The sequence below is a fragment of the Streptomyces sp. NBC_00273 genome (genome assembly GCF_036178145.1).
Classification (GTDB): domain Bacteria; phylum Actinomycetota; class Actinomycetes; order Streptomycetales; family Streptomycetaceae; genus Streptomyces.
On record NZ_CP108067.1, the window covers coordinates 7,070,493 to 7,084,467 of the forward strand.

Below are 13,975 nucleotides of genomic sequence, written 5' to 3' on the forward strand. Positions count from 1 at the left end.
GGTAGGCTCGTGGGAGCTTAATCGCCTTGCACCGAGGAGCCTTCGTGACCGCCGAGCACGAGTCGACGCCCACGCCCGACGCCGACCAGTCGCACGTTCCGCCGCTGACGACCCGGGTCGTCATCGCCGAGGACGAGGCGCTCATCCGTCTCGATCTCAAAGAGATGCTCGAAGAAGAGGGCTACTCCGTCGTCGGCGAGGCCGGCGACGGCCAGACGGCCGTCGAGCTCGCGCGCGAGCACCGTCCCGACCTGGTCATCCTCGACGTGAAGATGCCCGTCCTGGACGGGATCTCCGCGGCCGAGAAGATCGCGGAGGAGTCCATCGCGCCCGTCCTGATGCTCACCGCGTTCTCGCAGCGCGACCTCGTCGAGCGGGCCCGGGACGCCGGGGCCATGGCGTACCTCGTGAAGCCGTTCAGCAAGAGCGACGTGGTGCCCGCCATCGAGATGGCCGTCTCCCGCTTCGCGGAGCTGCGCGCGCTGGAGCAGGAGGTCGCCGACCTCTCGCAGCGGCTGGAGACCCGCAAGCTGGTGGACCGGGCGAAGAGCATCCTGCAGACCCAGTACGGGCTGACGGAGCCCGCCGCCTTCCGCTGGATCCAGAAGTCGTCGATGGACCGCCGGATGTCCATGCAGCAGGTCGCCGAGGTGGTCATCGAGGACGCCGAGGCGAAGAAGAAGGAGAGCGGCAAGTAGCCGCCCCCGGACATGCGTGAGGCCCGCCTCCCCCCGAGGGGAGGCGGGCCTCACACGTCGTGTCAGTCCTCGCCGAGGTAGGCCTTGCGGACGTCCTCGTTGTGGAGGAGGTCGCGGCCGGTGCCGGAGAGAACGATCTTGCCGATCTCCATCACGTGCGCGCTGTCGGAGAGCGAGAGCGCCGCCTGGGCGTTCTGCTCGACGAGCAGGATGGTCATGCCGGTGGCCTTGAGGTCCTTGATGGTCGCCATGATCTTCTGCATCATCAGCGGCGACAGGCCCATGGAGGGCTCGTCCAGCATCAGGAGCTTGGGACGGGACATGAGCGCGCGGCCCATGGCGAGCATCTGCTGCTCACCGCCCGAGAGGGTGCCGGCGGCCTGCTTGCGACGCTCGCCCAGGATGGGGAACATCTCGTAGGCGCGCTGGACGTCCTGCTCGATGCCCTCCTTGTCGGTGCGCAGGAAGGCGCCGAGCTGGAGGTTTTCGGCGATCGTCAGCCGGGGGAAGATGTGGCGTCCCTCGGGGGAGTGGGCGAGGCCCAGGGAGACGATCTTGTGGGCGGGGACGGCGGCCAGGGGCTGGCCGTCGAAGGTGATGGTGCCGCTCTTGGGCTTGATGAGCCCGGAGAGGGTGCGCAGGGTGGTCGTCTTGCCGGCGCCGTTGGTGCCGACGAGGCAGACGATTTCGCCTTCGTTGACTTCGAAGGAGATTCCCTTGACGGCTTCGATCTTGCCGTAGGCGACCTTGAGGTCTTCGACCTTGAGCAGTGCGGTCACTTGGCCTCTCCTTCCGTGCTGGTGGTGCTGGTGGTGCTGTCCGAGTCGGTGTCGGCCGGGGCGTCGGTGTCGCCGTCGGCGTCCGCCTCCGCCTCCGCTTCGGGCGCGGCGTCGGCCTCGGTGGCCTCCGTCTCGGCCTCGACCTCAGCCTCAGCCTCAACCTCGGCCTCGGCCTCAGCCTCGACCTCAACCGCGGCCGGTGCTGCGGCTTCGGCGGCGGCTTCGGCTGCCTCGACCGCGGCGTCGCCGGCGGCGCCCGGGTCGCCCTCGAAGGGCTCGCCGAGGTAGGCGGCGATGACGCGCTCGTCGCCCTGGACCTCGGACGCGGTGCCTTCGATGAGCTTTTCGCCCTGGACGAGGCAGGCGACGCGGTCGCAGAGGTTGAAGATGAAGCGCATGTCGTGCTCGATGACGAGGACGGCGATGCCCATGTCGCGGATGGCGAAGATGAGTTCTTCGGCAGCGCGGGTTTCCTGCGGGTTCATGCCGGCGGTGGGCTCGTCCAGGAGGATGAGGCCGGGGTCGCTGGCGAGGGCGCGGGCGATTTCCAGCTTGCGCTGCTCGCCGTAGGGGAGGTTCTTGGCCAGGTGCTGGGCCTTGTTCTCCAGGCCGATGAACTCGAGGAGTTCCATGGCGCGCGCTTCGCTGGCGGCTTCGGCCTTCTTGAAGCCGGGGCCGCGCAGCAGTGCGGACCAGAGGCCTTCCTTTGTGCGGGTGTGGCGTCCGACGAGGACGTTCTCCAGCACGGTCATGTTGTGGAAGAGCCGGATGTTCTGGAAGGTGCGGGCGATGCCGGCCTCGGTGACCTTGTGGGGCTTGGGAGGCAGGACGGTGCCCTTGTAGCTGACGGATCCCTCGGTGGGGACGTACAGCCCGGTGAGGCAGTTGAAGAAGGTGGTCTTGCCGGCGCCGTTGGGGCCGATGAGTCCGACGATCTCGCCCGAGTTGACCTGGAGGTCGACGCCCTTGACGGCGGTGAGGCCGCCGAAGCGCATGGTGACGCCCTTGGCTTCGAGAACCGTGGTCTTGGTGGTGGTGTCCGTGGTGGTCGTCATGTTGTTCACGCCCCCGCCTTGGCGGTGGCCAGGTCCGTGGGGGCCTGGTCAGCGGTGTCGTCGTGGAACTCGAGCTGCGCGCGCTTGTTGGCGATGAGGCCTTCGGGGCGGAAGCGCATGAGCAGGATGAGGGCGATGCCGAACGCGAGGAGCTGGTAGTCCTGGAGGAAGGCCAGCTTCGCGGGGATCAGGAAGAGCAGTGCGGCGCCGAGGATGGGGCCGCGGATGGTGCCCATGCCGCCGAGGATGACGGCGGCGAGGAGGAACGCGGAGTTCGGCGGGACGGGCCCGGCGAAGACGTAGTTCTCGGGGACGACCGTGCTGTTGACGTGTGCCTGGACGGTGCCGGCGAGGCCGGCGAGGGTGGCGCCGAGGGCGAAGGCGATGAGCTTGACCTTGAAGCCGTTGATGCCCATGGCTTCGGCGGCGGTCTCGTCCTCGCGGATGGCGACCCAGGCGCGGCCGATGCGGCTGCTTCCGGCGCGGGCGAAGACCACGACGACCAGGGCCATGACGAGCAGCATCAGGAAGTAGTAGTTGGCGTAGGCGCCGAGGGTGATGCCGCCGACCACGTGGGATTCCCCGAAGTTCCACCCGAAGAGTTCGAGGTGGGGGATGTTGGGGATGCCGTTGGGGCCGTTGGTGATGTCGGGGCCGGAGGTGCCGTCGAGGTTGCCCATGGCGATGCGGAAGATTTCTCCGAAGCCGAGGGTGACGATGGCGAGGTAGTCGCCGCGCAGGCGCAGGGTCGGGGCTCCGATGACCACGCCGAAGATGAGCGAGGCGAGGGCGCCGACGATGACCGCTGCCCAGAAGGGCAGGTGGATGCCGAAGGCGGATGCGGTGCTTCCGGAGACCAGGGCGGCGGCGTAGGCGCCGACGCCGAGGAAGGCGACGTAGCCGAGGTCGAGGAGGCCGGCGAGGCCGACGACGACGTTGAGGCCGAGGGCGACGGTCGCGAAGATCAGGATGTTGACCGCGATGAGCGTGTAGGTGTCGCCGCTCTGCTGGATGAACGGGAAGGCGATCGCGGCGGCCGCGGTGCCGATCAGGGTGACCTGGCGGTACTTGGCGGTGAGGAGCCCGAGGCGGTCGAAGAGACCGGCCTTGAGGAGGGCGAGGGCTGCGAAGCCGACGGTGAGCAGGTAGGCGACGAAGAGCTGCGGTTCCTTGTCATCGGTGTCGATGCCGAAGGTGATGACGAAGAGGCCGATGGCGAAGACGCCGGTGATGATGAGGATTTCGGCCCAGGAGGGCAGCTGCTTGGCGGGGGCCGCCTTGCGGGTGTCGTCGGGGAGCTTGTACGCGGCGAGGGCCGCGATGAGGGAGCCGACGAGGGCGACGTAGGCGCCGGGTTCCAGGTTGACGACTCCGCCGAGGACGACGGTGATGGAGACGACCGTGAATCCGGTGGCGAGGAAGTTGCCGATGGCGAGGAACTCGAGTGCCTTGCGGGTGCCGTTGGGGGCGAGCCAGCGGAAGCCCTTGACGCCGAGCGCGGAGAGCGCGTAGGCGAGGGTGAGGGCGGATCCGGCGAGGGTGACGTACTGGAGGTCGGCGGGGCTGCCGTAGTAGGTCAGGTCGCCGGGGAATTCGGCGGTCCAGGTCCACGCGAGGAAGGCGCTGACGGCGGCGAGGAGGCTGCCGGCGATGACCGCGTAGAGGAGGGTGGCGGGCGCGGGGCCCTGCTTCACCGTGTCGGCGGTCTGCGGGGTGGTGTTGGTGGTCATGGTTCTCACGCCCGATCCGCGACGCGCTCGCCGAGCAGGCCTTGTGGCCGCACGAGGAGGACGACGATGAGGAGTACGAAGGCCCAGACGTTGGACCAGGCGCCACCGCCGAGCTGCGACATGCCGGGGATGTCTTCGATGTAGGCGATCGACAGGGCTTCGGCGAGGCCGAGGACGACGCCGCCGACCATGGCTCCGTAGATGTTGCCGATGCCGCCGAGGACGGCTGCGGTGAAGGCCTTGAGGCCGAGGATGAAGCCCATCTCGAAGTTGATCTGGCCCTTGTCGAGGCCGTAGGCGACGGCGGCGACGGCGGCGAACGCGGCACCGATGGCGAAGGCCATGACGATGATGCGGTCGGTGTTGATGCCCATCAGCTTCGCGGTGTCGGGGTCCTGCGCGGTGGCCTGCATGGCGCGGCCGCTGCGGCTCTTCTGGACGAAGACGCCGAGGGCGAGCATGCAGAGCGGGGCGAGGATGAGGACGAAGAGGTCCGCGCGCTGGATGGCGAGGCTGTCGGTGATCTTGAAGGCGGCGCCCTTGAACTCAGGGAAGCTGACGGCCTTCTTGGCGTCCGGGTAGAACTGCCAGACGAGCTGCTGGAGCGCGATCGAGAGGCCGATTGCGGTGATGAGGGGTGCGAGCCGGGGGGCGCTGCGCAGTGGGCGGTAGGCGAAGCGTTCGGCTGCGCAGGCCACGGCGACGGAGGTGGCGGCACCTCCGACGATCATGACGGGTATCGCGATCAGCAGGGAGGTGCCGGTCGGGAGGATGGCGTAGGCGCTGAGCGCGCCGAAGCCGCCGATCATGAAGATCTCGCCGTGGGCGAAGTTGATGAGCTGGACGATGCCGTAGACCATGGTGTACCCGATGGCGATGAGACCATAGAGAGCACCGAGGGCCAGGCCGTTGGCCAGCTGTTGCGGCAGTTCGTGCACCGCAGGGCCTCCGATGAGCGTGTCGGATAAGACTCCGCGCGAGGGCGCTGTTTGCGCCCTCGCGCGGCGTTGGTTCAGGTGGTGCGGGTGTTGCTGGGGATTACTGGCTTACTGGTTGAAGGTGTCGCTCTTGACGTCGACCCACTTGCCGCCCTCGACCTTGTAGACGGTGAGCTGCTTGTTGGTGGTGTCGCCGTACTCGTCGAAGGCGACCTTGCCGGTCACGCCCTCGAAGGAGACCTTGCCGAGCGCCTCGACGACCTTGGCGCGGGCGTCGGTGGGCAGCTTGCCGCTGTTGGCGGCGGCGACGGCCTTGACGGCCTGGATGACGGCCCAGCCGGCGTCGTAGGAGTAGCCACCGTAGGCGGCGTACGGGTCCTTGTAACCCTCGGCCTTGTAGTCCTCGATGAACTTCTTGGCGGTGTCCAGCTTCTCGACCGGGTAGCCGATGGAGGTGGCGAGGTCGCCCTCGTTGGCCTCACCGGAGGCGCTGATGAAGGCCGGGTCCTGGATGCCGTCGCCGCCCATGAGGGGGACGACCGCGCCGGTCTTCTTGATCTGGTCGGCGAGCAGGCCGCCCTCGGGGTACTGGCCGCCGAAGTAGACGGAGTCGGCGCCGGAGGACTTGACCTTGTCGGCGGTGGAGGAGAAGTCGGTCTCCTTCACGGTGACGTGGTCGGTGCCGACGACCTCGCCGCCGAGCTTCTTGAACTCGTCGGCGAAGATCGCGGCGAGGCCGGCGCCGTAGGTCTGCTTGTCGTCGACGATGAAGACCTTCTTCTTGCCGGCGTCCTTGAAGAGGTACTGGGCGGCGAACTTGCCCTGGACCACGTCGGTGGCGGCGGTGCGGAAGTAGGTCTTGAAGCCGCGCTTGAACTCGCCCTTGCCCCAGTTGTCGCCCTGGCTGAGCGCGGGGTTGGTGTTGGCGGGGGAGACCTGCGCCAGGTTGGCGGAGCCGAAGACGCCCTGCATCTGCTGGGCGACGCCGGAGTTCAGCGGGCCGACGACGCCGAGGACGTCCTTGTTGCCGACGAGCTTGGTGGCGTTGGCCTGGCCGGAGGCGGGGACCGCCTGGTCGTCGAGGGCCTCGACCTTGAACTCGATGCCCGGGACCTCGTTGTTCTTGTTGGCCGTCTTGGCCGCGAGGTCGACGGAGTTCTTGATGCCCTGACCGAGCGCGGAGAGCGAGCCCGTGAGCGGGGCGTCCACACCGATGACGACGGTGGTCTTCTTGCCGCCGCCGTTGTCCTTGGAGTCTCCGTCGCGCGATCCGCAAGCGGTGAGGGTCAGTGCTCCCGTGGTGATCACGGTGGTGAGGACGAGCAAAGAACGGTGTCGCACGATTCTTCCTTTCCCTGGCGCGGCTCTCTCGAGGAGAGGTGCCGTTAGGTCGCCGGGCCGCACTGGGAGGTCCACGGCCGTGCTGATTGCGCCCTGCGGCGCGGTGACTGGCCGTGACTCTAGGCCCGAGGTGGCGAGCACGGGGAGCAGGGAAAGGAGGATGTGACGCTCTTGTTATGCCAAGGCCAAGAATGTGTAGCGGGAGTGTGGACAAATCGGACGTTTTCTTACCTTGGGGGGTGTCCGCATCCTGAGAAATGCCTGTTCCCCTAAGGGGCTTGAGGCCTTCATGCACCTGTCTTAGATCATTTTCAGCCGAATGTGGCTGCGCGTGTCCAAAGGAATCCTCCGAGTGGTCTTTCTTAAGGGAAAAGGCGGATTCCGACCCTCGTGTGCATTACACAGGGTGACGGTCAAGAGGGCACTTTCGAATCCGAATGGATCTTGTTCGGGTGGCGGTACGGCCCTTCACCTGCGGTTCGTTCCCGCGGGGGCATGTGCCCGGAAGCCGGACAGTGCGCTCGGGAATGCGGTGACCTCGGTCACGTCGGCGGGCGCCAGTTCTCCGAACTGCGCGTCGCGCCGCCCTCGTCGGCGCAGCGTTGCGCAACGAACCGGTCGATCAGCTCAAGTGCCTTGGCCCGCCCGGCAGTTCGCTCCTCGGCGCGCCCTGCGGCCACGGCGGCCTCGTGGATCTCGTACTGGGCGTTGGACAGGCCCTTCTGCTCCCAGTCGAGACCGGACCATTTCGTGCCCAGAAGGGTCTCCTTCGCCCAGTAGGACACGAGACTCGTGCACACCTGTACGGGCGAGGGAGGAGCGGGGTTGGAGGGGCTCGCGGAACCTGCCGCGGAAGGTGGCGCGGAGGATGAGCATCCGGTCAGGGCGAGCGCCGCGAGGAGGGTGTGGGCGGCGTACCGGGCCGTGCGTGGCATGGTCCCCATGGGGGGACGGTAGGGGGTGACCATCGGTGACACAACAGATGTCACCGCCAAGCGTGCGGACTGGCGGATTCCGGGCGGTTGGCGGGTGCGGTGCCGTCCGGGAACGGGCCAGGGGCGGGCCGGTGGGGCCGGGCGGGCCGGAGGAACGGGGACGGGCGGGGGCCGGGTCCGCCCCGGCCGGGCGGCCGGCCGACGTCTCCTATGCTCTGGCCATGACCGGACCCAAGAGCCCGATGGCATGGATCGAGTGGGCCTGGCAGGAGCTGGACGCCCCCGATGCGGGGCGTCGGGACAGCTGCCTCGAAGTCGTCGGTGACGTCCTGGAGACGGGCCTGCTGGCGCAGGGCGACGCGGTACGGGTCGTCGAACGCCTCGTCGCGGTCGCGCTCTCCGGCGAGAGCTACGGGCTGCGGGAATCCGCGCTGCACGCCGTCTGCACGGCCACCACGCCCTACGAGCTCCCCTACCTGGTGGTCGCGCCGCTCGCAGCGGCGGACGGCATGGAACCCCTCCTGCTGGAGTACGTCCTGGGCGTCCTCGGTGCCACGGGCGACCGGGCGGCGCTCCCGGCCGTCGAGCGATTCCTGCGCCACCCCGATCCGGGGGTGCGCCGGGAGGCGGCGGACGCGGTGAAGGAACTGCGCTGGCGCCTGCATCCCGCCCGGGAAGGAACCGCCTGAGCCCCGGGGCCCGGGCGGTCCTGCGTCACGGCAACCCGGGCCGGCCGGGTCAGGCCCCCGCGGCCACCTGGTCGGCGTCGCGCAGCAGGCAGGTCAGGCGGGCGGTGCAGATCCGCTTGTCCTGCTCGTCGGTGATGACGATCTCGAAGGTGGTGGTCGAGCGGCCGCGGTGCACCGGGGTGGCGACGCCGGTGACGATGCCGGAGCGGGCGCCCCGGTGGTGGGTGCAGTTCAGGTCCACGCCGACGGCGATCTTGGTGATGCCGCCGTGCATCATGGCGCCGATCGAGCCGAGGGTCTCGGCCAGTACGGCGGAGGCCCCGCCGTGCAGCAGTCCGTAGGGCTGGGTGTTGCCCTTGACGGGCATGGTGCCGACGACGCGGTCGGCCGAGGCCTCCAGGATGCGGATGTCCATGCGCTCGCCGAGGTCTCCGGCCGAGAACAGCGCGGGCAGGTCGATGCCCAGGGCCGCGTACTCGTCGAGGACCTCCTGCGGGAACTTCACTGCGTGCTGCTCACCCATGGTCAGGCTCCGTTCGTCAACGCTCGTTAACCATCTTGTCCTGAGGTCGTTCTATCAGGCCGGTTCGAAGCGCACGACGACGGACTTGCTGGCCGGGGTGTTGCTGGTGTCCGCGGTCGAGTCCAGCGGGACCAACACGTTGGTCTCCGGGTAGTAGGCGGCCGCGCAGCCGCGGGCGGTGGGGTAGTGCACGATGCGGAAGCCGGGCGCGCGCCGCTCCACGCCGTCCTTCCACTCGCCCACCAGGTCCGTGTACGAACCGTCGGCCAGGCCCAGCTCGGCCGCGTCGGCCGGGTTCACCATGACCACGCGGCGGCCGCCGGTGATGCCGCGGTAGCGGTCGTCGAGGCCGTAGATCGTGGTGTTGTACTGGTCGTGGCTGCGCAGGGTCTGGAGGAGCAGCCGTCCTGCCGGGACCCGCGGGTATTCCACGGGCGCGGCGGTGAAATTGGCCTTGCCGGTCTTCGTCGGGAAGCGGCGCTCGTCGCGCGGGGCGTGCGGGAGCTGGAAGCCGCCGGGCTGGGCGACGCGGGCGTTGAAGTCCTCGAAGCCGGGGATCACGCGGGAGATCCGCTCGCGGATCGAGGCGTAGTCGCGCTCGAACTCCTCCCACGGGGTGGCGGAGGCCGTGCCGAGGACCGCGCGCGCCATGCGGGCCACGATCGCGGGCTCGGACAGCAGGTGCGGGGAGGCGGGGGCGAGGTTGCCGCGGGAGGCGTGGACCATGCCCATGGAGTCCTCGACGGTCACGAACTGCTTGCCGCTCGCCTGTACGTCCTTGTCGGTACGGCCGAGGGTGGGCAGGATCAGGGCCCGCCGGCCGGTGACCGCGTGGGAGCGGTTGAGCTTGGTGGAGACGTGCACGGTGAGGGAGGCCCTCCGGATGGCGGCCTCGGTGACCTCGGTGTCGGGGGTGGCGCCGACGAAGTTGCCGCCCATCGCGAAGAGGACCTTGGCCTTGCCGTCGCGCAGGGCCTGGATGGAGCGGACCACGTCGTAGCCGTGCCCGCGCGGCGAGGTGATCTGGAACTCGCGGTCGAGGGCGTCGAGGAAGGCGGGCGCGGGGCGTTCGAAGATGCCCATGGTGCGGTCGCCCTGCACGTTGGAGTGGCCGCGGACGGGGCAGACGCCGGCGCCGGGGCGGCCGATGTTGCCGCGCAGCAGGAGGAGGTTGACGACCTCGCGGATGGTGGCGACGGCGTGCTTGTGCTGGGTGAGGCCCATGGCCCAGCAGACGATGGTGCGCTTCGAGGCCAGGACCATGGCCAGGGCCTGCTCGATCTCGGGGCGGGTCAGGCCCGTCGCGGTGAGGGTCTCCTCCCAGTCGGCTTCCTTCGCGGCGGCCGCGAGTTCCTCGTAGCCGTGGGTGTGCTCGCTTATGAAGGCCTCGTCGGTGGCGCCCTCCGTCTCGATGACGAGCTTGTTGAGGAGGCGGAAGAGGGCCTGGTCGCCGCCGATGCGGATCTGCAGGAAGAGGTCGGTGAGGGCGGTGCCCTTGAACATGCCGATGGGGGTCTGCGGGTTCTTGAACCGTTCCGTGCCGGCCTCGGGCAGCGGGTTCACCGAGATGATCTTCGCGCCGGACGTCTTGGCCTTCTCCAGGGCGGAGAGCATGCGCGGGTGGTTGGTGCCCGGGTTCTGTCCGGCGACGATGATCAGGTCGGCCTGGTGGAGGTCTTCGAGGGAGACGCTGCCCTTGCCGATGCCGATGGTCTCGGTCAGTGCGGAGCCCGAGGACTCGTGGCACATGTTGGAGCAGTCGGGCAGGTTGTTGGTGCCGAACTCGCGGGCGAAGAGCTGGAAGAGGAACGCGGCCTCGTTGCTGGTGCGGCCCGAGGTGTAGAAGAGGGCCTCGTCGGGGGAGTCGAGGGCGGTCAGCTCCTCGGCGATGATCGCGAAGGCCCGCTCCCAGCTGACCGGCTCGTAGCGGTCGTCGCCGGGCGCGGCCCCGGTCTCCAGGAGCACGGGCTGCGTGATGCGGCCCTGCTGGCCCAGCCAGTAGCCGGAACGCGTGGCGAGGTCGGCCAGCGGGTGCGCGGCGAAGAACTCGGGGGTGACCCGGCGCAGCGTGGCCTCCTCCGCGACGGCCTTGGCGCCGTTCTCGCAGAACTCGGCCGTGTGCCGCCTGTCGCCCTCGGGCCAGGCGCAGCCCGGGCAGTCGAAGCCGTCCTTCTGGTTGACCTTGAGGAGGGTGCGGGCGGTGCGGGCCACGCCCATCTGCTGCTGGGCGATCCGCAGGGTGTGGCCGATCGCCGGCAGCCCTGCGGCCGCGTGCTTGGGCGGTGTGACCTGAGGTGCGTCCTGTACTGGATCGCCTGTGGGCGGCTTGGTCGCCATCGCGCTCCCCTTCGAGCGTACGTACGTATGCAGCACGTGTGGCCGCGTCCGCAGATCCTTGCACGGACCACGGAATCAGGGGAGGGCGGTCCGGTGTGCAACGCGCCTCGGTCGGGTGCGCCGGGGGCGTCCGCTGGTGAGGATGCGCCGGGGGAGGTGACGGGGCCGGAATTGTCGGTGGGGGCGCCTAGGATCGGTGCGTGGCAGATTCAGCATCGAAGAAGACGGACCAGACGACCGCGGGGGACCGCCCCCGCCTGATGCTCATGGACGGGCACTCCCTGGCCTACCGGGCGTTCTTCGCGCTGCCCGCGGAGAACTTCACGACCGCGACGGGGCAGCCGACCAACGCCATCTACGGTTTCGCGTCGATGCTGGCGAACACGCTGCGCGACGAGGCCCCTACGCACTTCGCGGTGGCGTTCGACGTCTCCCGCAAGACGTGGCGTTCGACGGAGTTCCCCGAGTACAAGGCGAACCGCTCCAAGACCCCCGACGAGTTCAAGGGGCAGGTCGAGCTGATCGGCGAGCTGCTCGACACGATGCACGTGCCGCGGTTCGCGGTCGACGGCTTCGAGGCCGACGACGTGATCGCGACGCTGGCGACGCAGGCGGAGGCGGCCGGCTTCGACGTGCTGATCGTCACCGGCGACCGGGACTCCTTCCAGCTCGTCTCCGAGCGCACCACCGTGCTCTACCCGACCAAGGGCGTCTCCGAGCTCACCCGGTTCACCCCCGAGAAGGTCGAGGAGAAGTACGGCCTCACCCCGCAGCAGTACCCGGACTTCGCGGCGCTGCGCGGCGACCCGTCCGACAACCTGCCGGGCATCCCGGGCGTCGGTGAGAAGACCGCAGCCAAGTGGATCACCCAGTTCGGGTCGTTCGCGGAGCTCGTGGAGCGTGCCGAGGAGGTCAAGGGCAAGGCCGGGCAGAACTTCCGGGACCACCTGGAGGCCGTCAAGCTCAACCGGGTCCTGACCGAGATGGTCAAGGACGTCGAGCTGCCCAAGACCCCGGCCGACCTGGTCCGCGCCCCCTACGACCGGACCGCGATGCTCGGCGTGCTGGACGTGCTGGAGATCCGCAACGCCTCGCTGCGCGAGCGGCTGCTCGCCGTGGACCCGGGCGCTGTCGTGGAGGAGGCCCCGGCTCCGGCGGCCGGCGTGGAACTGGACGCGTCCGTGCTGGGAACCGGCGAGCTCGCGCCGTGGCTGGAGAGCCACGCGGGCGGCCCGCTGGGCCTCGCGACGGTCGACAGCTGGGCGCTGGGCCAGGGCAACGTCACCGAGATCGCGCTGGCCGCGGCCGGTGGCGCCGCCGCCTGGTTCACGCCCGCCGAGCTGGACGAGGCGGACGAGCGGGCCTTCGCGGCCTGGGCCGCCGACGCGACGAAGCCCAAGGTCGTGCACAACGCCAAGGGTCTGATGCGGGTCTTCCCCGAGCACGGCTGGACGCTCGCCGGCGTCTCCATGGACACCGCGCTCGCCGCCTACCTGGTCAAGCCGGGCCGCCGGTCCTTCGCCCTGGACGCCCTGTCCATGGAGTACCTGCACCGTGAGCTGGCGCCCGCCGCCGCCGACGGGCAGCTGGCCTTCGGCGCCGACGAGACCGCCGAGGCCGAGGCCCTGATGGCGCAGGCCCGCGCGGTCCTGGACCTGGGCGACGCCTTCACCGACAAGCTCGCCGAGGTCGGCGCCGCGGAGCTGCTCCACGACATGGAGCTGCCCACCTCCGAACTCCTCGCCCGGATGGAGCGCTCCGGCATCGCCGCCGACCGCGACCACCTGGAGGCCATGGAGCAGCAGTTCGCCGGAGCCGTGCAGCAGGCCGTCAAGGAAGCGCACGCCACCGTCGGCCACGAGTTCAACCTCGGGTCGCCCAAGCAGCTCCAGGAGGTCTTCTTCGGCGAGTTGGACCTGCCGAAGACGAAGAAGACCAAGACCGGCTACACCACGGACGCGGACGCACTGGCCTGGCTGGCCACGCAGACCGACCACGAACTCCCGGTGATCATGCTGCGGCACCGGGAGCAGGCCAAGCTGCGCGTCACCGTCGAGGGCCTGGTCAAGACCATCGCCGCCGACGGCCGGGTGCACACCAGCTTCAGCCAGACCGTCGCCGCGACCGGCCGGCTGTCCTCCACCGACCCCAACCTGCAGAACGTGCCGGTGCGCACCGACGAAGGCCGTGCCATCCGCCGCGGCTTCGTCGTCGGCGAGGGCTTCGAGTCCCTGATGACGGCCGACTACAGCCAGATCGAGCTGCGCGTCATGGCCCACCTCTCCGAGGACGAGGGCCTGATCGAGGCGTTCGCGACCGGCGAGGACCTGCACACCACCGTCGCTTCCCAGGTGTTCGGGGTGGAGCGGTCCGAGGTCGACGCCGAGATGCGCCGCAAGATCAAGGCCATGTCGTACGGACTCGCCTACGGTCTCTCCGCGTTCGGCCTCGCCCAGCAGCTGAACATCGAGCCCGCCGAGGCGCGCGGCCTGATGGAGACCTTCTTCGAGCGGTTCGGCGGGGTCCGCGACTACCTCGGCCGGGTCGTCGACGAGGCCCGTGCCACCGGATACACGGCGACGATCTTCGGCCGCCGCCGGTACCTGCCCGACCTCAACAGCGACAACCGCCAGCGCCGCGAGGCCGCCGAGCGGATGGCGCTCAACGCCCCCATCCAGGGCACCGCCGCCGACATCGTCAAGGTCGCGATGCTGCGCGTGGACAAGGCGATCGTCGGGGCCGGTCTGCACTCGCGGATGCTGCTCCAGGTCCACGACGAAATCGTGCTGGAGATCGCCCCGGGCGAGCGCGAGCAGGTCGAGGAGTTGGTGCGGCGCGAGATGGGCGCCGCCGTCGAGCTCCGGGCCCCGCTGGACGTGTCGGTGGGCGTCGGCCCGGACTGGGAGTCCGCCGCGCACTGATCGCCGTACGGCCCACCCCGGCGCCCGTC

Annotated in this window: 11 protein-coding genes; 3 read left to right on the forward strand and 8 right to left on the reverse strand. The window is 69.5% G+C overall.

Going from position 1 to position 13,975, the window contains the following annotated elements:
• The first annotated feature begins 44 nt into the window (after positions 1 to 44).
• Complete coding sequence (locus OG386_RS31555) at positions 45 to 698, forward strand: ANTAR domain-containing response regulator (RefSeq protein WP_030008501.1); 654 nt, start codon at positions 45 to 47, stop codon at positions 696 to 698.
• Positions 699 to 760: 62 nt separating this feature from the next.
• Here the strand turns inward: OG386_RS31555 and OG386_RS31560 are convergent, their stop codons facing one another.
• The 6 genes from OG386_RS31560 to OG386_RS31585 all read right to left on the reverse strand — a co-directional run bounded on the left by OG386_RS31560 (position 761) and on the right by OG386_RS31585 (position 7,485).
• Positions 761 to 1,477: an ABC transporter ATP-binding protein gene (locus OG386_RS31560; RefSeq protein ID WP_328790921.1), complete on the reverse strand. Its 717-nt coding sequence runs from the start codon at positions 1,475 to 1,477 to the stop codon at positions 761 to 763.
• Positions 1,474 to 2,532 carry an ABC transporter ATP-binding protein gene (locus OG386_RS31565; protein ID WP_328793434.1) on the reverse strand — a complete coding sequence of 353 codons (1,059 nt, stop codon included), beginning with the start codon at positions 2,530 to 2,532 and terminating at the stop codon, positions 1,474 to 1,476. Before OG386_RS31565 ends, OG386_RS31560 begins: the two co-directional genes overlap by 4 nt.
• 5 nt (positions 2,533 to 2,537) lie before the next feature.
• Positions 2,538 to 4,262, reverse strand: a complete 1,725-nt coding sequence (locus OG386_RS31570; RefSeq protein WP_328790922.1) for a branched-chain amino acid ABC transporter permease — start codon at positions 4,260 to 4,262, stop codon at positions 2,538 to 2,540.
• Positions 4,263 to 4,267: 5 nt separating this feature from the next.
• Positions 4,268 to 5,200 carry a branched-chain amino acid ABC transporter permease gene (locus tag OG386_RS31575; RefSeq protein WP_030008505.1) on the reverse strand — a complete coding sequence of 311 codons (933 nt, stop codon included), beginning with the start codon at positions 5,198 to 5,200 and terminating at the stop codon, positions 4,268 to 4,270.
• Positions 5,201 to 5,308: 108 nt separating this feature from the next.
• The gene (locus tag OG386_RS31580) at positions 5,309 to 6,541 is read right to left on the reverse strand and encodes a branched-chain amino acid ABC transporter substrate-binding protein (protein ID WP_328790923.1); all 1,233 of its coding nucleotides are present in this window, start codon (positions 6,539 to 6,541) and stop codon (positions 5,309 to 5,311) included.
• Between the two features lie 542 nt (positions 6,542 to 7,083).
• A complete protein-coding gene (locus OG386_RS31585) occupies positions 7,084 to 7,485 on the reverse strand; it encodes a hypothetical protein (protein ID WP_328790924.1) in 402 nt (133 codons plus the stop codon).
• Positions 7,486 to 7,697: 212 nt separating this feature from the next.
• On the opposite strand from OG386_RS31585, the gene OG386_RS31590 reads away from it, so the two are divergent.
• Complete coding sequence (locus OG386_RS31590) at positions 7,698 to 8,165, forward strand: HEAT repeat domain-containing protein (protein ID WP_328790925.1); 468 nt, start codon at positions 7,698 to 7,700, stop codon at positions 8,163 to 8,165.
• A gap of 49 nt (positions 8,166 to 8,214) precedes the next feature.
• Here OG386_RS31590 and OG386_RS31595 read toward each other — a convergent pair whose 3' ends face one another.
• Together OG386_RS31595 and OG386_RS31600 are read right to left on the reverse strand one after the other, a co-directional pair.
• Positions 8,215 to 8,688, reverse strand: coding sequence for a PaaI family thioesterase (locus OG386_RS31595; RefSeq protein WP_266597823.1), 474 nt, complete (start codon positions 8,686 to 8,688; stop codon positions 8,215 to 8,217).
• 54 nt (positions 8,689 to 8,742) lie between these two features.
• Positions 8,743 to 11,025, reverse strand: a complete 2,283-nt coding sequence (locus OG386_RS31600) for an FdhF/YdeP family oxidoreductase (RefSeq protein ID WP_328790926.1) — start codon at positions 11,023 to 11,025, stop codon at positions 8,743 to 8,745.
• Between the two features lie 200 nt (positions 11,026 to 11,225).
• Between OG386_RS31600 and polA the strand changes: the two genes are divergently transcribed.
• Positions 11,226 to 13,946 (forward strand): DNA polymerase I, encoded by a 2,721-nt coding sequence (gene polA, locus OG386_RS31605; protein WP_328790927.1) that lies wholly within the window; start codon positions 11,226 to 11,228, stop codon positions 13,944 to 13,946.
• Positions 13,947 to 13,975: the final 29 nt, after the last annotated feature.